A 17,567-nucleotide genomic window follows, 5' to 3' on the forward strand; every position below is an offset into this window, starting at 1 on the left:
AGGGCATGCGCCGGTTGCTTCCTACCGTGGACACCGCGGAACACCTCCGCCACCGGAACCACCGGCCACGAGCCGGGCGAAAGGAAGCACCATGTCCGAGACCACCATCGAGGCGCCCAAGCGCCGCGGACCCCTCTACGCCGTGATCGCGGCCGTCGTGGCGGCGATCGTCGTCGCCGGCTTCCTGATCTTCGGCGGCGGTGACAGCGACGCCAAGGGCGAGACCGTCAAGATCGGTGTCGTCGGCGCCAGTGACCCCTACTGGGCCGACTACAAGAAGGCCGCCGAGGCCGAGGGGATCGATGTCGAGATCGTCGACTTCACCGACTACGCGCAGCCCAACCCGGCGGTCGCCGAGGGCGAGCTCGACCTCAACCAGTTCCAGCACATCGTCTACCTCGCGGACTACAACGTCTCGAACGACCAGGATCTGCAGCCCATCGGTGCGACCGCGATCTACCCGCTCGGCCTGTACTCCAAGCAGCACGACTCGGTCGAGGACATCAAGGCCGGTGACACCGTCGCGGTCCCCAACGATGCGAGCAACCAGGCTCGCGGGTTGCTGGTGCTGCAGTCGGCCGGCCTGATCACGCTCAAGGACGGCGGCACGATCTTCTCCGACCTCGCCGACGTCGACAAGGCGGCGTCGAAGGTCGAGGTGAAGGCGCTCGACGCCAACGTCACGGCCAGCTCCCTCGACGACGTCGCGGCGGCGATCATCAACAACGACTTCGTCGAGAAGGCCGGGCTGTCGTTCGAGGACGCCATCGCCAAGGACGACCCGGCTGATCCCAACGCGCTGCCGTACGTCAACGTCTTCGCCGCCCGCGCCGAGGACAAGGACAACAAGACGTACCTCAAGCTCGTCGAGATCTTCCAGGACACCAAGAAGGTCACGGACGGTCTGCTCGAGGTCTCGGGCGGCACGGCCGAGCTCGTCAAGACGCCCGTGTCCGAGCTCGAGGCGTCCCTGACCAAGGTCGAGAAGGACACCGCGGCCCAGAAGTGAGCCGGTCGGCCCGGCGGTGCGTGACACCGCCGGGCCGAGCCCTGCCAAGGAAGAACACATGCCTCTCATCGAGCTCCGCGGAGTGTCCAAGACCTATCCCGGCAGCAAGCGCGGCGAGACCGTCCACGCGGTCCGTGACGTCGACCTTGCCGTCGAGGAGGGGGAGATCGTCGGGGTGGTCGGCTACTCGGGGGCCGGAAAGTCGACGCTCGTCCGCCTGATCAACGCTCTCGAGCCCGCCACCAGCGGATCGATCACCGTGGCCGGCACCGAGATCACGACCCTCTCCGAGCGCCGACTGCAGCGCGTACGGCGGGGGATCGGGATGATCTTCCAGCAGTTCAACCTGTTCCACTCCCGCACGGTCTACGGCAACGTCGCCTATCCGCTCGTCGTCGCCGGCGTGCCCCGCGACGAGCAGCACGCCCGGGTCGTCGAGCTGCTGACCTTCGTCGGGCTGACCGACAAGGCCCACGCGCATCCCGAGCAGCTGTCCGGTGGGCAGAAGCAGCGGGTGGGCATCGCGCGGGCCCTGGCGACCGGCCCGTCGATCCTGCTCGCCGACGAGGCCACCAGCGCGCTGGACCCGGAGACGACCGCCGACGTGCTCGGCCTGCTGCGCAAGGTCAACCGCGAGCTCGGTGTGACGATCATCGTCATCACGCACGAGATGGACGTCGTCAGGTCGCTAGCCGACCGGGTGGTCGTGATGGAGGACGGTCGGGTCGTCGAGCAGGGTCCGGCATTCGACCTCTTCACCCGGCCCCAGCACCCGACGACCCAGCGCTTCGTCCGCACCCTGATCGACGACGTGCCGGACGGACCGACCACCGAGGCGATCCGCCGGCACCACGACGGTCGGCTCGTGACGGTCTCGTTCCGCGACGAGTCGGTCAGTCAGTCGGCCGTGTTCGCCGAGATCATCCGTCGCGGCGTCGAGTTCGAGCTCGTGCACGGCGGCATCGAGCAGGTCGGCGGACGCGCGTTCGGCCACCTGACCCTCGAGCTGCGAGGCGATCCTGGGGCGGTGTCCGACGCCGTCGCGGCGGTCGGTGCGCTCGTCGAGACGACGGAGGTGGCGTGATGGACCGGGTGGCAGAGCTGCAGGGCGAGTTCCTGGCGGCGACCTGGGAGACGCTCTACATGGTCGCCTTCGCCCTGACGTTCGGCGGACTCCTGGGCCTGGCGATCGGCACGACGCTGTACGTCACACGGAGCGGTGGCATCGCGCCGAGCCGGATCGTGAACGTGGTCCTCAACCTGCTGGTCAACATCTTCCGGCCGATCCCGTTCATCCTCCTGGCGGTGGGCATCCAGCCGTTCTCGCGCTGGCTCGTGGGGACCGGGATCGGCAACACGGCCGCGATCGTGGCACTCGTGTTCGGCTCGGCGTTCGGGATCGGCCGGATCGTCGAGCAGAACCTCGTGAGCACGAGTCCGGGCGTCCTCGAGGCCGCCCGCGCGATGGGTGCCGGCCGACTGCGGGTCATCTTCACGGTGCTGCTGCCGGAGTCGTTCGGTCCGCTCGTGCTGGGCTATGCCTTCGCGTTCGTCGCGATCGTCGACATGACGGCGGTCGTCGGCGCGATCGGCGGCGGCGGCCTGGGCAACCTCGCGCTGACGTACGGCTACCGCCAGTTCAACCCGTGGGTCACCTGGACCGCCATCGCGATCGTCATCGTGATCGTGCAGCTCGGCCAGTTCGCAGGCAACGCCCTGGCCCGCAAGGCGTTGCGTCGCTGAGGCTCAGCCGCTCGTGAGGATCACGAGCTGCTGGGTCGCCCGGGTCATGGCGACATAGCGGTCGACGGCCCCCTCGATGCCGGTGCCGAAGGTCTCGGGATCGATCAGCACGACGAGGTCGAACTCGAGGCCCTTCGCCAGCTCGGGGGTCAGTGACCTGACGCGCGGCCCCTCGGCGATCGGGTCAGAGGCGATCACACAGGCGGTGCCCTCGGCGTGCTCGGCGAGCCACCCGCTCAGGATCGGGTCGAGCTCCGCGGTGCTCGCGTGCCGGACCGGGATGCCGGAGCGGCGGATCGAGGTGGGCACGTTGGCGTCCGGCAGGGCCGCGCGGATGACCGGCTCGGCCTCGGTCATGACCTCTTCCGGCGTCCGGTAGTTGACGGTCAACGACGCCACCGAGACCTCGCTGAGGCCGACGCGCTCGAGCCGCCGCTGCCACGTCTCCTCGAACCCGTGCCGGGCCTGGGCGCGATCACCCACGATCGTGAAGCTCCGCGACGGGCACCGCAGCAGCAGCATCTGCCACTCGGCGTCCGTCAGCTCCTGGGCCTCGTCGACGACGACGTGCGCGAAGGGGCCGACCAGCGCGTCGGGGTCGGCGGTGGGTCCTGCGTCCGGGTCGACCAGGGCGGTGCGGAGGTCCTGCCCGCGCAGCATCGACATCACCGCCATCTCCGAGTCGTCGGTCGCGATCAGGTCGGTCACCACGTCCGCCATGCGCTGCCGCTCGGCCACGGCCGCCGCCTCCCGCCTGCGCCGCCGTCGCGCGGCGTGCGGGTCGCCGAGCCGTTGCAGCGCTGCGTCGAGCAGCGGCAGGTCGGACGTCGTCCAGGCCTGCGCGTCCGGTCGCTGCAACCGGTTCACCTCGTCGGGGGTCAGCCGCGGCGCGCACCGCCGGAGATAGGCGGGCACGGTCCACAGGTCCCCGACGAGGTCGGTGGCCTCGATCACGGGCCACGCGCGGTCGAACACCTCGGCCAGCCCCTCGTGGTTCGCGAGGGCTCGGCGGACCCGGTCGGCCGTGCCCTCGCTCGCCAGCCCGTACGCGTCGAAGTCGTCGTCTTCCTCCCAGTCGTCGAGCTCGTCCCGCAGCTTGTCGACGAGGATGTCGAGCAGCGCGGCCCAGACCTGGTCACGGGCCGCGTTGTGCGGAGTGCCGGGCTCGGCGCTGCCGAAGGCTTCGGCCCAGTCAGCGGCGCTCACCCGGACGTCGGCCCAGTCGGTCTCGACCGTCAAGGGCTTCGTGGGTGGCTCCTCGTACAGGCCGACGGCGGGCTCGATCGCCCTCACGAGGTCTGCCGACGCCTTGAGGCGAGCCACCTGCGGGTCGGCCTCGTCAATCGCCTTGGCGCCCTCGGGCACCAGGTCGCGCAGCGTGCAGGTCCGCACGCCGTCCTCGCCGAGGCTGGGCAGCACGTCCGCGACGTAGGCCAGATAGGGCTGGTGCGGCCCCACGAACAGCACATCGCCCTTGCCGCGGCCGAGCCGTGGGTCGGAGTACAGCAGGTAGGCCGTCCGGTGCAGGGCCACGACCGTCTTGCCCGTGCCCGGACCGCCGTCGACGACGAGCGCGCCCCGGGACCCGGCGCGGATGATGGCGTCCTGGTCGGCCTGGATCGTGCCCAGCACGTCGCGCATCCGAGGTGACCGACTGGCGCCCAGGGTCGCGACGAAGGCCGACTGGTCGTCCAGAGCGGCGTGTCCCTCCAGCCCCTCCGGGGTGAAGACCTCGTCCCAGTAGTCGGTGACCCGGCCCTGCGTCCAGCGGAACCGGCGCCGGCTCGCCAGCCCCATGGGGTGGGCATGCGTCGCGCCGAAGAACGGCTCGGCCGCAGGCGACCGCCAGTCGAGCAGCAGGCGCCGGCCGTCGCCGGCGGTCAGGCCGAGCCGTCCGACGTACACCGCCTCGCCGTCCTCGGCCCGGACGAGCCGGCCGAGGCACAGGTCGAGCCCGAACCGGCGCAGGGTGCGCAGCCGCGAGGTCAGCCGGTGGATCTCCAGGTCGCGGTCCATCGCCTCCTGGCCGGCGCCGCCGGGTGCCCTGCGAGCGGTGTCGAGCCGCTCGGACAGCTCGGCGACGGACTCCTCGAGGGTGCGGGCGATGGCGGTGAAGTGTCGTTCGTCGGCCGCGATGAGCGCGGGATCGTCCTTGGTGGGGTGGTCGGCAAGGTGGAAGGCGCTCTCGCGCATGTGCGGCTCCGGGGTCCGGCGGATGGGTCTGGGCCGGCCATTCTGGGGCACCCCCGGGGCCTTGCGGCAAGCCCCCTGTTGCGCTATATCTTGGTGATAGAGGGGCGGCTCGCCCCTCTTTGTGCTGTCCGGGGACGGACGCTCACGGACCGATGTGGGTCCGGACGTCGAGCAGCTCCGGGAAGAACGTGAGCTGCAACGCCTTCTGCAGGAACCCCACGCCGGACGAACCGCCGGTGCCGCGCTTGAAGCCGATGATGCGCTCGACCGTCTTGAGGTGCCGGAAGCGCCACAGCTGGAAGCTGCCCTCGACGTCGACGAGCTCCTCGCACATCTCGTACGCAGCCCAGTGCGTGTCGGGATCGGCGTAGATGCGGCGCAGTGCCTCGATCACGCCGGGGTCGGCGACGTACGGCTGCGTGACGTCGCGCTCGAGGACGGCGGCCGGGATGGCATGTCCCTGCCGGGAGAGGAACCGCAGGAACTCGTCGTAGAGGCTCGGCGCCTCGAGATCGGCCTGCAGCGCAGATCGCAACGTCTCGTCGTGCGCGAAGACCGTGATCATCTGCGGGTTCTTGTTGCCCAGCAGGAACTCCACCGTGCGGTACTGCGGGGACTGGAAGCCTGAGGCTTTGCCGAGAGAGTCGCGAAACTGGGCGTACTCGATCGGCGTCAGGGTCTCCAGCACGGCCCACTGCTCGAACATCTGCCGCTGGATCGCCTTGACCCGGGCCAGTCGCTTGAGCGCGGGCGGCAGGTCGTCGGCGGCGACCAGGGCGATGGCCGACCGCAGCTCGTGCGTCAGCTGCTTGAGCCACAGCTCGGTGACCTGGTGCTGGACGATGAAGAGCATCTCGTCGTGATGGTCCGAGACCGGCTGCTGTGCCGACAGGAGCGTCGGCAGCTGCAGGTAGCTCGCGTACGTCATCTCGCCGCGCAGGTCGGTCGCGACGCCGTCCTCGATCGGGCGGAAGGACTCGGAGTGCTCGGCTTCGTCGGTCATACCTGCACGGTATGCCGTCGCGTCGCTTGTCCCGCGTGAAAGGGTGGGCCCATGGCGCTGATCAGGGCAGACGGGCTCGGGAAGTCGTACGGGTCGACGCGCGCGGTCAACGACCTGTCGTTCGAGGTGCGTCCGGGAAGCGTCACCGGGTTCCTCGGCCCCAACGGCTCCGGCAAGTCCACCACGATGCGCCTCATGCTGGGCCTGGACCGGGGCGAGGGCGCCACGACGTACGACGGCAGGACGTTCGCCGAGCTCGACCACCCGATGCGTCACGTCGGGACCCTGCTCGAGGCCAAGCCGTTCCACCCGACGCGGCGTGCTCGCAACCACCTGCGCATGCTCGCGGCGCCCAACCGCATCCCGGACTCCCGCGTCGACGAGGTCCTCGAGATGGTGGGACTCACGTCGGTCGCCGGCGGCAAGCCGGGCAAGTTCAGCCTCGGCATGGGTCAGCGCCTCGGCATCGCCGCCGCCCTGCTGGGCGACCCCGACACGCTGATCCTCGACGAGCCGAGCAACGGCCTCGACCCCCAAGGAATCAGCTGGCTGCGCACGCTGCTCAAGCACCTGGCGGGGGAGGGCCGGTCGGTCTTCGTGTCGAGCCACCTTTTGCAGGAGATGGCGGTGCTGGCCGACGAGCTCGTCGTGATCGGTCGCGGTCGGATGATCGCCAACGGTCCGGTGTCGGACTTCGTCAGCGGCAGCGGGCTCGGCACGGTCGAGGTCCGTACGCCCGATGCGGCGCTGCTGACTCCGGCCCTGACGGTGCTCGGCGCGACGGTCGCGGACGAGGGTGGTGTGCTCGTGGTCAAGGGCGCCACCGCCGAGCAGATCGGCGACGCCGCGCACGCCGCAGGGGTGCGGCTGCACCAGCTCGCGACCCGGCAGGCGACGCTAGAGGAGGCGTTCCTCGCCGCCACCGGGCTGTCCGAGGAGTTCCGTGGGACCTCAGGCGGTGCCGCATGATCGCCGCCCTGCGCTACGAGTACGTACGCCTGCGGACGATCCGGTCGACGTATTGGCTGATCGGGCTCGCGCTCACGTTCCAGCTCGTGATGTCCCTGCTGATCGCGTGGCGCCTCTCGGTGGCGGCTGACCCGCCGAGCGGCGACGACGCGTTCGACATCCTGGCCACGATCGGTGCCTCCGCCGGTCTGGCGCCGCTGTTCGTCGCGTACATCATCGGCCTGCTCGGGGTGTTCTCGACGGGGCACGAGTACCGCCACGGGATGATCCGCGCGACCTTGACGGCGGTGCCCAACCGGACGCACGTCTTCGTCGCCAAGGTCATCTCGACAGCCGTCATCGCCGCGGTGGCAGCTCTCGGCTGCATCCTCATCGCCCTCGGTGGGATGGTGGGCTTCGGGCTCGACATGCCGTCGTTCAAGGAGCTCGTCGACCTGACCGCCGGCACGGTGATCTACACCGCGCTGTTCGCGCTGTCGGGGCTCGCCTATGCCGCACTGACCCGCAACCAGACCGCCGCGGTGGCGCTGCTGATGCTGGTCCCGACCCTGGTCGAGCAGATCATCAAGGCGATCATCCTGGCGATCAAGTCCTCGTCGGACGACCCGCGCGGCACCGGCGGGTTGGTGCAGATCCTGAAGTACCTGCCGTACGACGCCGGTGGCCAGATGTACACGCGAGCCTCGATCGAGGACCTGCTCGGGTTCCTCGGCGTCGTGCCGTTCGGCCCCGTCGGCGGCGGTGTCGTGATGGGGGTCTTCGTCGGCGGCCTGCTGGCCCTCTCGTACGTCCTGTTCGTCCGCCGCGACGCCTGACCCGGTGACCCGCGTCACACAGGGTCGTACACTCCGGACATGGCGCGCCACGACCTCGCGATGCCGCAGGGAGCCGACCCGGCGGCCCACTCGCGACGTCTCGAGGAGGCCCACGACCAGTTCGTCAGCACGGGTCGAGCAGATCCCGCACTCCGGCAGCTCGTCTTCGACTCGTGGCGGCGCAGCGTCGACAGCGGCCTCGATCCCGAGCAGGCGCTCGCGGCGATCCTTCTGGACGATGGTGCGCTCGCCGACATCCGGGACTCCCATCCGCTGGCCGCGGGCATGCCGGTCATCCGTCGCCTCCTGGTCGAGAGCGCTGCCGAGGCCGGCCTGCTCGTGGCGGTCAGTGACGCCGCCGGTCAGCTGCTCTGGGTCGAGGGCGACTCATCGCTGCGGTCGCGGGCCGAGGGCATGCACTTCCTGCCGGGCGCCGACTGGAGCGAGTCCAGTGTGGGCACCAACGCGCCGGGCACGGCTCTTGCCCTGGACCGGCCCGTCCAGATCTTCGGCGCGGAGCACCTTGCGCGGCAGGTCACCCCGTGGAGCTGCTCGGCGGCCCCGATCCACGACCCGGACACCGGCGCGATCCTCGGCATGCTCGACCTGACCGGTGGTCCCGACGTCGCGACTCCACAGAGCCTGACCCTCGTCCGTGCGACGGTCGCGGCGGTGGAGGCCGAGCTCCGTATCGAGCGCCTCAGACCGGCCCCGGCGGCGGTGGAGAGCAGCGGCTGGTCGATCCCCGCGCTCGACGTGCTGGGTTGCCGTGGGGCGGTGCTGCGCCACGGGACGACCACGACCCGGCTGAGCCAGCGGCACAGCGAGATCCTGCTGCTGCTCGCGGAGTCGGCCGATGGCATGACCACGGCAGAGCTCGCCGTGGCGTTGAGCGACGACGAGCAGGCGCAGGTCACGATCCGCGCCGAGATGTCACGCCTCCGGACCGTGCTGGGCCCCGTCGAGCTGACCTCTCGCCCCTACCGGCTCCGCAACGAGATCGCGACGGACATCGGGCGGGTCCGCGACGAGCTGGCGGCCGGCCGGCTGCGCGCAGCCGTCGCGCACTACCGCGGACCGATCCTGCCGGCGTCGGCGGCGCCGGCGATCGAGCGGCTGCGCGACCAGCTCCACATGCACGTACGTTCCTGTCTGCTCGCCGCGGAGGACGCGGACGCCTTGCTCTCCTTCGCCGACACCGCTCACGGTCGTGACGACTTCGAGATCTGGGAGCGGGTCCTGGCGATACTGCCACCCACGTCACCCCGACACGCCCAGGTCGTGGCCCACGTGGCGCAGCTCGACGCCGAGCTCGGCTAGGACTCGGCCGGGACCAGGCCGGTGAGGTCCCGTTGCAACGTTCAGGCAACGGTCGCGTGACTACGGTCACAGGACTCGACCTGAAGGAGCACCATGAGCGTCTACGCGCAGCCCGGAACCGAAGGAAGCGTCGTCACCTACAAGGCCCGCTACGACAACTGGATCGGCGGCGAGTACGTCGCACCGGTCAAGGGCCAGTACTTCGAGAACCCCTCGCCGGTCAACGGCAAGGTCTTCTGCGAGGTCGCCCGCGGCACGGCCGAGGACATCGAGCTCGCCCTGGACGCTGCGCATGCCGCTGCACCTGCCTGGGGCAAGACGTCCGTGGCCGATCGCGCCAACGTCCTCAACCGGATCGCCGACCGGATCGAGCAGAACCTCGAGATGCTCGCCGTCGGCGAGACCTGGGACAACGGCAAGCCGGTCCGTGAGTGCATGGCGGCCGACCTGCCCCTGGTCGTCGACCACTTCCGCTACTTCGCCGGCGCCATCCGCGCCCAGGAAGGCGCGCTGTCACAGCTCGACGACAACACCGTGGCGTACCACTTCCACGAGCCGCTCGGGGTCGTCGGCCAGATCATCCCGTGGAACTTTCCACTGCTCATGGCCACGTGGAAGCTCGCTCCGGCGCTTGCTGCTGGCAACGCCGTCGTGCTCAAGCCCGCCGAGCAGACCCCGGCATCGATCATGCTGCTGATGGAGCTGATCGCGGACCTCCTCCCGGCCGGCGTCGTCAACGTGGTCAACGGCTTCGGCGTGGAGGCCGGTGCGCCGCTCGCATCCAGCAGCCGTATCCGGAAGATCGCGTTCACGGGCGAGACCACGACCGGCCGGCTGATCGCTCAGTACGCCAGCCAGAACCTCATCCCGGCGACGCTGGAGCTCGGTGGCAAGAGCCCGAACATCTTCTTCGAGGACGTCGCCGCCCACGACGACGCGTTCTACGACAAGGCCCTCGAGGGCTTCGCGATGTTCGCCCTCAACCAGGGCGAGGTCTGCACGTGCCCGAGCCGTGGCCTGATCCAGAACTCGATCCTCGAGCAGTTCCTGCCGGCAGCGACCGACCGGGTCAAGCAGATCGTGCAGGGCAACCCGCTCGACACCGAGACGATGATCGGCGCACAGGCCAGCAACGACCAGCTCGAGAAGATCCTGTCGTACTTCGACATCGGCACGCAGGAGGGTGCCCGGATCATCACCGGAGGCGAGCGCGTCGACCTCGGCGGCGACCTGTCGGGCGGCTACTACGTCGCGCCGACGATCTTCCAGGGCCACAACAAGATGCGCATCTTCCAGGAGGAGATCTTCGGACCGGTCGTGTCGGTCACCGGCTTCGACACCTACGAGGAGGCCATCGACATCGCGAACGACACGCTGTACGGGCTCGGTGCCGGCGTCTGGTCGCGCGACACCCACACGGCGTACCGCGCCGGCCGCGACATCCAGGCCGGGCGCGTGTGGACCAACTGCTACCACCAGTACCCCGCGCACGCGGCGTTCGGCGGCTACAAGTCTTCCGGGATCGGGAGGGAGAACCACAAGATGATGCTCGATCACTACCAGCAGACGAAGAACCTGCTGGTCTCGTACGACCAGAACAAGCTCGGCTTCTTCTGATGAGTGCGACGTGACCGTGCATCGGGTGGCGATCACCCCGGAGGCTGCGACCCTGCTTCGCGGCCTCCGGGGCTCGCACGCCCAACCGCTGATGTTCCACCAGTCCGGTGGTTGCTGCGACGGGTCGGCGCCGATGTGCTTCACGCAGGGCACCTTCCTGACCGGCCCGCAGGACGTCCACCTCGGCGACCTGGACTACGGGGCGCCCGAGCCGGCGCCGGTGTGGATCTCTCGTGAGCAGTTCGCGTACTGGTCGCACACCCACATCACGATCGACGTCGTTCCCGGGAGGGGAGCGGGGTTCTCGATCGAGGGGCCGACGGGCAACCGGTTCATCATCCGTTCGCGCGTCTTCACCGACGAGGAGGCAGCCGAGCTGCAGACGTACGCGGCGCCGTGACCTAGGTCTCGCGGACCCGAGGGGTCGGTCCCCGTCATGACCGGCCGGGTGCGGCCTCTATACCTCTGGGACCCGGCCGTGCCGGGATCCCGACACCGCCGCCCCAAGCCTTGAGGATCACTTCGTCGTGCGAGCTCCCACTCCCCGTCATGCCCGCCTGCTGCTGGCTGCCGCCATCGTGTCGACCGGCGCCCTGGTCGCCGTCGGGGGTGCAGTACAGGCCGCCGTCGCCAACGACGGCACGACGCAGGCGACCGCCGCCGCCTCGTGCTGGGAGGCCAAGCAGGTCGACTCCGGCGCCGACGACGGCACCTACTGGATCCTCACCCCGCAGCTGCAGGTGCCCACGAAGATCTACTGCGACATGACGACGGACGGCGGCGGCTGGGCGCTGGTCGGGCGTGGCCGCGACGGCTGGTCGCTGGCCTACAACGGCAACGCCACCCCCGCCCAGGTCGCCGACACCGTGACCGGCACCGCGGCGTTCAAGCCCCGGCAGCTCGACTCCAAGGTCGTCGACGGCCTGCTCGGTGGCCGCCGGCTCGACTCGTTCAGCGACGGCGTCCGCCTGCGCCGCGCCGTCAACCAGGCCGGCACGAGCTGGCAGGAGACGCGCTGGAAGTACCGCGCCAACACGCGGGACCGTTGGAGCTGGTCGTTCGGTGCCGGCTACCCGCTCGCGTCGGCCACCGTCGGCGGCTCGACGGTCACGAACGTCACGACGTACAGCATCGCGGTCGACTCCGCCTACAAGCGCCTCTGGACCTACGAGTCGGTGACCAACAACTACGTCCGCGGGTTCAACTTCGGGCAGGGCGGCACCGGGTCGACCTCGGCCAGCAGCTACATCTACTCCTCCGCGGACGGCGGCGGCTACGGGTCACCCTTCACCCAGGTGTTCATCCGCCCCACGATCCGGACCAGCGACCTGACGTTCAACGCGATCCCCGACGCGGGCACACCGGCGCGGAGCATCAAGCCCGTTCCCAAGAACGGTTCGCTGACCTCGACGTGGGGCGTCACGGGCATCGGAGCGGGCGGTACGGCCGAGACCGCCTCCGAGGTCCAGGCGTTCGCCCAGATCGGCAACGTCATGTACGTCGGCGGCAACTTCACGACGGTGCAGAAGGGCTCCGCCGCGACCGGGGCCGACAAGGTCGCGCACCCCTACCTCGCTGCGTTCAACGCGACCACCGGCGACTACATCCCGGGGTTCAGACCGGTCCTCGACAACCAGGTCAAGGCGCTCGCCGCACTGCCCGACGGACGGCTGGCCGTCGGTGGCGAGTTCACCACGGTCGGCGGGGTCGCCCGCAAGGGCATCGTCGTGCTCAACCCCACGACGGGCGCGCTCGACACGAGCTGGCAGACCAACGTCGAGAACAGGTCGACCGGCGGCACGGTGTCCGTGCGTGGCCTCGACACCGACGGCACCTACCTCTACGCCACCGGCGCCTTCACGCACTTCACCAAGCCCGGCGTCAGCGACCGCTACGCCAAGGGTGGCGCGCGGATCCTGCTGTCCAACGGCACGGCGGACAGCACCTGGAACCCCGAGCTCAACGGCACCGGCACGGCGATCGACGTCAGCGACGACAAGTCACGGGTCTACCTCGCCGGCTACTTCACGACCTCCAAGGGGACCACGGCCGACCGCGCCGCAGCCTTCAGCACCGGGCCCGGTGCGCAGCGCATCACCCCGACCTGGCAACCGACCTTCAGCACGTCGGGCCCGGCTCGCTACCAGCAGGCGGTCAAGCAGGTCGGCAGCAAGGTGTGGCTCGGCGGGTCGCAGCACAGCATGTTCGCCTACGACGCCAGCACGTTCGCCCTGGAGAACACCCACATCACCAGGACCGGCGGCGACCTCCAGGCGATCGACGCGGGCAACGGCCTGGTCTTCGGAGGGTGCCACTGCCTCAGCTGGGTCTTCCAGGACACCGCGGACTACGACAACACGAGCATCGGCTCCACCACCGTGAGCTGGTCACAGGCCGACAAGATCTTCTTCGTCGGGGCCTGGGACGAGGCCACCGGCGACTACGTGCCCGACTTCACCCCGGAGATGAAGGCGCGCCAGGGCCGTGGCGCCTGGGCGCTCAAGGTCGCCGCGGACGGCACCTTGTGGGCCGGTGGCACGTTCACGTCGGCGGTCAAGGAGAACGGCAGCAACGGCTGGGTCGGTGGCTTCGTCCGCTACGCACCCCGTCCCAGCAAGGCTCCAGGCGCGCCGGCCAACCTCAAGGTCGCGGTGGCGGGTGGATCGGCGACGGTCACCTGGAACGCCTCGTCGACCTCCGGTGTCACGTACGAGGTCCTGCGGGACGACCGGGTCGTCGCGACCAGCACGACGACCAGCGCCACGGTGCCCGGTGCGTCGGCCGGCGACCGGTTCTTCGTCCGTGCCGTGGACGGCTGGGCGAACCGTTCGGCCTCGACCCCGGTGACGGTGGCCGCGACCGGATCGGCCACCACGACGCTCGTGCCGGCCGGCGCGACCTGGTCGTACCACTTCGACAGCACCGCGCCGGTCTCGGCGGCGTGGAAGACCGAGAGCGGGAGCTGGGCGACCGGTGCTGCACCACTCGGGTGGGGCAGCGGTCCGATCGCGACCAACATCGACGTCGCGGCGGGTCAGACGCGGGCCCTGACGTCGTACTTCCGCCGGTCGTTCACCGTGGCTGACCTCGGAGCGCTCAAGACCGTCAAGGTCACGACCCGTGCGGACGACGGCGTCGCGGTCCACGTCAACGGCACCGAGGTCGGCCGCGCCAACCTCCCGGCCGGGACCCTGGGCGCCGGCACCTACGCCAGCTCCGCGCCCAACACCGCGACGGCCGTGGCCAACGAGGTCACCTTCGACGTGCCCGTCTCGCTGCTGCGGGCCGGCGCGAACACCATCGCGGTCGAGGTGCACTCCAACTACCGGGCCACCCCCAGCAGCAGCATGGACCTGCGCCTGGTCGCGACCTCATGAGCCAGGTCGCCACCGCGTCCGGCGTGCGGGCCGCCTACCGGGAGCTCGCCAACGCGCAGAAGAGTGGTGCGGGCGTGCCCTGGTACATGCGAGCCGTGAACCGCAGGCTGGGTCGGGCGATCGCCGCGGTGGCCGCGCAGGGCCGGTTCACGCCCAACCACATGACCGCTGCGAGCTTCGCGTCGTTCCTCGGCGGGACAGCCCTCCTGGTGACGGTCGAGCCCGGCGCGGTCATGGCCATCGCCTCGATGCTCCTGCTGCAGCTTGGCTTCGCGTTCGACTCCGCGGACGGTCAGCTCGCCCGGCTCCGTGGAGGCGGCTCGGCCGCGGGGGAGTGGCTCGACCACGTCGTCGACTCCGGCCGGCACCTGCTGTTCCACCTCGCGGTGCTCGTCGGGCTGTACCGGTTCACCGACGTCTCCGACGCCGTGCTGCTCGTCCCGCTCGGGTTCGGGCTCGTGTCGACCGTGCGGTTCTTCGCGCAGATCCTCGCCGAGCAGCTGGCCCGCCGTGACCCGGTCGCCGGGCCGGACTCGGTGCCGAGGTTCGGCACCTGGATCCAGGCCCCGGCCGACACCGGGCTGCTCAACCTCGTGGTCCTGCTGTGGCCGCTCACGACCGGATTCCTGTGGGCGTACGGGGTCATGGGCCTGCTCAACGCGCTGCTGCTCGCCGCGACACTGGTGCGCCGCCACCGCGAGCTCGCGGCCCTGGCCAAGACTCCCGCATGAGCACCGCTGTCGCGACCGAGGAGTCGTCCGCCGCAGCGGTGAGCCGCAACAGCCTGCCGGCATGGCCGGTCCTGACGCTGCTGTGGGGCTTCCCGGTGTTCTGGGCGCTCGGCGCGACGGTGATCACCGGCGTCCTGCTGACCGTCGTGATGCTGTCGTTCCTCGCGCACAGCGGCACGGTGCGGTTCGTGCCGGGCATGTACGCCTTCACCGCATTCGTCATCTGGGTCATCCCGTGCGCCGTCATGATCGACTCGACCTCCCGGATGCTCGGCCTGGCCTATCGCTTCTCGATCCTGGCAATCGTCGGGACGGCGTTCGTCTACACCCTCAGCGCCGGCAGCGCCCTGAGTCGCGCTCGGATCGTCAACGGCCTGACCTTCGTCTGGTTCTTCGCGATCGCTGGCGGGCTGCTGGGCATGGCGTTTCCCGAGGTGCGCCTGTCGACGCCGGTCGGCCTCCTGCTGCCCGACTCGCTCACCAGCAACGACTACGTCCGCGACCTGTTCTTCCCGCCGCTCGCGGAGATCCAGCACCCGTGGGGGTCGCCCCAGACCTTCGTGCGCCCGTCGGCCCCGTTCCCGTACGCCAACAGCTGGGGCGTGGCGATCGTGCTGCTGACCCCGGTGGCGGCCGCGTGCTTCCTGATGACGCGGTCTCGCCTGCTGCGCGTCGCGATCATCGGCGGAATGGCGGCGATGATCGGGCCGGCGATGGCGACCGGCAACCGGGGCATGTTCGCCGGCCTCGCGCTGGCCGCGGTCTACGTCGTCGTCCGCCTCGCGGCACGTGACCGGGCCGCCCCCGTGCTCACGATCGCCGTCCTGGGCGTCATGGGGACGGCCGTGCTGATCGGCAACGGCCTGCTCACCCAGATCGCGACCCGGCAGCAGTACGGCGACTCGTCGCACACGAGGTTCTCGCTCTACGAGGAGACGATCGCGCGCACGCTCAGGTCCCCGCTGCTGGGCTACGGCGCGCCCCGACCGTCGCCGGCACACGAGGTGTCGCTGGGCACGCAGGGCTACGTCTGGATGCTGATGTTCAGCTTCGGGTTCGTGGGGCTCGCCTTGTTCATCACGTTCTTGTGGGGCACGACGCTGCGGACCATCCGGGCACCCGGTGACGTCGACCTCGTGCTGCACAGCGTCCTGGTGGTGGCGAGCGGCATCATCTTCGTCTACGGCCTCGACATCATGCAGTTCCTGACGATCATGCTGGTCGCGGCGCTGCTCCTGCGCCGCCGCTACGGTCTCGATGACACGGGCACTGGCGGCATCCACGCCGATGGCTGACACCGCGACCGCGTCCCGGGGCATCGCCTGGGCCGGTGCGGTCAACCTGGTCGGCGGCGCGATCGGGTCGGTGGTGGGGCTGCTTCTCGCGGCGATCGTGGGGCGTCACCTCGGGACCGTCGGGGCCGGCACCTACTTCCTCGTGGTCGCGGTCTTCATGATCGTCTCGAGCGTGGCCGAGCTCGGCGCCGACACCGGCCTGGTGCGCTACGTCTCCGCCGCGAGGGCCCGCGGCCGTGCAGCGGACGTGCCGCGGCTCGTCCGGCTGGCGCTCGGGCCGGTGGTCGTCGGAGGCACGCTGGTCGTTGCACTCGCCGCCGCGGCTGCCGCCACCTATCCGCAGCTGTTCGACCCGTTGCCCACGTCGTTCGTCCTCGTGGCAGCGTCCACCGCCGTGCTGTCGTCGCTGCTCGCGGTGATCCTCGCAGTCGTCCGTGGTCTTGGCGGAGTCCTGGCCTATCCGTTGCTGCAAGGCATCGGCCTGCCCGTCCTCCGGCTGGTCGGGGTCGGCCTCGCCGTCCTGGCCGGCTGGGGTGTCGTCGGGATCCTGGGGGCGTGGCTCGCCCCCGTCGCCATCGTGCTGGCCGGCGCGGCGGCCGTGGCCGTACGACTCACGGTGCGTCATGCCGGCGGGCTCACCCCCGCGCCTGCCCGCCCGGCCGATCATCGCCGCCTGCGCGCAGAGTTCTGGTCCTTCAGCGCCGTCCGCGGGGTGTCGGCGGCCGTGGAGATCCTGCTGGAGTGGATAGACGTCCTGCTCGTCGGCGCGCTCACGTCGCCCGAGCAAGCCGGCATCTACGCCGTCGTGACCAGGTGCGCGCGCGCCGGTGAGGTCATCCAGAGCGCAGCACGCGTCGCCGTCGGACCGCAGATCAGCGCGGCTATGGCCCGGGGCGACCTCGCCGCGGCGCGCGAGATCTACAGCCTCGTGACGGCCGCGATGATCTGGCTCGCCTGGCCGCTGTTCCTCCTGCTGGCGATCTTCGGCGACGCGGTCCTGTCGCTGTTCGGTCCCGGCTTCGCCGACGGTGCCGTCTCGCTCGCCGTGCTGTGCGTCGCGATGGCGATCGCCGCCGCCGCCGGCACCGTCCAGACGATCCTGCTGATGGGCGGTCGCAGCAGCTGGCAGCTCGCCGACAAGACCATGGCCCTCGTGCTCAACATCGTCCTCGACCTCGTGCTCATCCCGCTGTGGGGCATCGAGGGAGCGGCGTTGGCGTGGGCCATCACGATCGTCGCCGACACCGGCGTGGTGGTGTGGCAGGTGCAGCGGCTGATGGGCGTACGGCCCCGAGGTGGGCACCTGGCGGTCGCCGCAGGGCTCCCGGTCGTCGTCGTCGGAGGGCTCGGGCTGCTGGCCCGCGCCACCTGCGGCTCGTCGCTGCCGGTGCTGGGCTGCTCGCTCCTGGTGATCGGTGCGACCTACCTCGCGGCCAGCTGGCCGTTGCGCCACCGGCTCGGTCTCGTGGCTCTCGTCGCGCACCGCGGCTGAGCA

Annotated in this window: 14 protein-coding genes; 12 read left to right on the forward strand and 2 right to left on the reverse strand. The window is 70.3% G+C overall.

What is annotated here, in order from left to right:
- Positions 1-91: 91 nt before the first annotated feature.
- Genes AB0N22_RS16245 through AB0N22_RS16255 form a run of 3 tightly spaced genes read left to right on the forward strand, consistent with a single transcriptional unit; the run spans position 92 to position 2,752 of the window.
- Positions 92-1,009 carry a MetQ/NlpA family ABC transporter substrate-binding protein gene (locus AB0N22_RS16245; RefSeq protein ID WP_364642483.1) on the forward strand — a complete coding sequence of 306 codons (918 nt, stop codon included), beginning with the start codon at positions 92-94 and terminating at the stop codon, positions 1,007-1,009.
- Positions 1,010-1,067: 58 nt separating this feature from the next.
- Positions 1,068-2,093 (forward strand): ATP-binding cassette domain-containing protein, encoded by a 1,026-nt coding sequence (locus tag AB0N22_RS16250; protein ID WP_364642486.1) that lies wholly within the window; start codon positions 1,068-1,070, stop codon positions 2,091-2,093.
- The gene (locus tag AB0N22_RS16255) at positions 2,093-2,752 is read left to right on the forward strand and encodes a methionine ABC transporter permease (protein WP_364642489.1); all 660 of its coding nucleotides are present in this window, start codon (positions 2,093-2,095) and stop codon (positions 2,750-2,752) included. The genes AB0N22_RS16250 and AB0N22_RS16255 overlap by 1 nt, the downstream gene beginning before the upstream one ends.
- A gap of 3 nt (positions 2,753-2,755) precedes the next feature.
- On the opposite strand, the gene helR is transcribed toward AB0N22_RS16255, so the two are convergent.
- Positions 2,756-4,945: an RNA polymerase recycling motor ATPase HelR gene (gene helR / locus AB0N22_RS16260; protein WP_364642492.1), complete on the reverse strand. Its 2,190-nt coding sequence runs from the start codon at positions 4,943-4,945 to the stop codon at positions 2,756-2,758.
- Between the two features lie 142 nt (positions 4,946-5,087).
- Positions 5,088-5,948, reverse strand: a complete 861-nt coding sequence (locus tag AB0N22_RS16265) for a tryptophan 2,3-dioxygenase family protein (protein ID WP_364642495.1) — start codon at positions 5,946-5,948, stop codon at positions 5,088-5,090.
- A gap of 51 nt (positions 5,949-5,999) precedes the next feature.
- Between AB0N22_RS16265 and AB0N22_RS16270 the strand changes: the two genes are divergently transcribed.
- The 9 genes from AB0N22_RS16270 (at position 6,000) to AB0N22_RS16310 (ending at position 17,564) form a co-directional block, all read left to right on the forward strand.
- The gene (locus tag AB0N22_RS16270; RefSeq protein WP_364642498.1) at positions 6,000-6,917 is read left to right on the forward strand and encodes an ATP-binding cassette domain-containing protein; all 918 of its coding nucleotides are present in this window, start codon (positions 6,000-6,002) and stop codon (positions 6,915-6,917) included.
- Entirely contained in the window at positions 6,914-7,732 is an 819-nt protein-coding gene (locus AB0N22_RS16275) for an ABC transporter permease (RefSeq protein ID WP_364642501.1), read from the forward strand. Before AB0N22_RS16270 ends, AB0N22_RS16275 begins: the two co-directional genes overlap by 4 nt.
- Before the next feature lie 39 nt (positions 7,733-7,771).
- A complete protein-coding gene (locus tag AB0N22_RS16280) occupies positions 7,772-9,052 on the forward strand; it encodes a GAF domain-containing protein (protein ID WP_364642503.1) in 1,281 nt (426 codons plus the stop codon).
- Between the two features lie 93 nt (positions 9,053-9,145).
- Positions 9,146-10,669 (forward strand): aldehyde dehydrogenase family protein, encoded by a 1,524-nt coding sequence (locus AB0N22_RS16285; protein WP_364642506.1) that lies wholly within the window; start codon positions 9,146-9,148, stop codon positions 10,667-10,669.
- Positions 10,670-10,685: 16 nt separating this feature from the next.
- Positions 10,686-11,069, forward strand: coding sequence for a DUF779 domain-containing protein (locus AB0N22_RS16290; RefSeq protein ID WP_364642786.1), 384 nt, complete (start codon positions 10,686-10,688; stop codon positions 11,067-11,069).
- 127 nt (positions 11,070-11,196) lie between these two features.
- Entirely contained in the window at positions 11,197-14,046 is a 2,850-nt protein-coding gene (locus AB0N22_RS16295) for a fibrinogen-like YCDxxxxGGGW domain-containing protein (protein WP_364642509.1), read from the forward strand.
- Entirely contained in the window at positions 14,043-14,777 is a 735-nt protein-coding gene (locus tag AB0N22_RS16300) for a CDP-alcohol phosphatidyltransferase family protein (protein ID WP_364642512.1), read from the forward strand. Before AB0N22_RS16295 ends, AB0N22_RS16300 begins: the two co-directional genes overlap by 4 nt.
- Positions 14,774-16,072, forward strand: coding sequence for an O-antigen ligase family protein (locus tag AB0N22_RS16305; protein ID WP_364642515.1), 1,299 nt, complete (start codon positions 14,774-14,776; stop codon positions 16,070-16,072). Before AB0N22_RS16300 ends, AB0N22_RS16305 begins: the two co-directional genes overlap by 4 nt.
- A complete protein-coding gene (locus tag AB0N22_RS16310) occupies positions 16,035-17,564 on the forward strand; it encodes a polysaccharide biosynthesis C-terminal domain-containing protein (RefSeq protein ID WP_364642518.1) in 1,530 nt (509 codons plus the stop codon). Before AB0N22_RS16305 ends, AB0N22_RS16310 begins: the two co-directional genes overlap by 38 nt.
- Positions 17,565-17,567 lie beyond the last annotated feature (3 nt).

The organism is Aeromicrobium sp. NPDC092404 (assembly GCF_040684095.1).
Lineage (GTDB): Bacteria > Actinomycetota > Actinomycetes > Propionibacteriales > Nocardioidaceae > Aeromicrobium.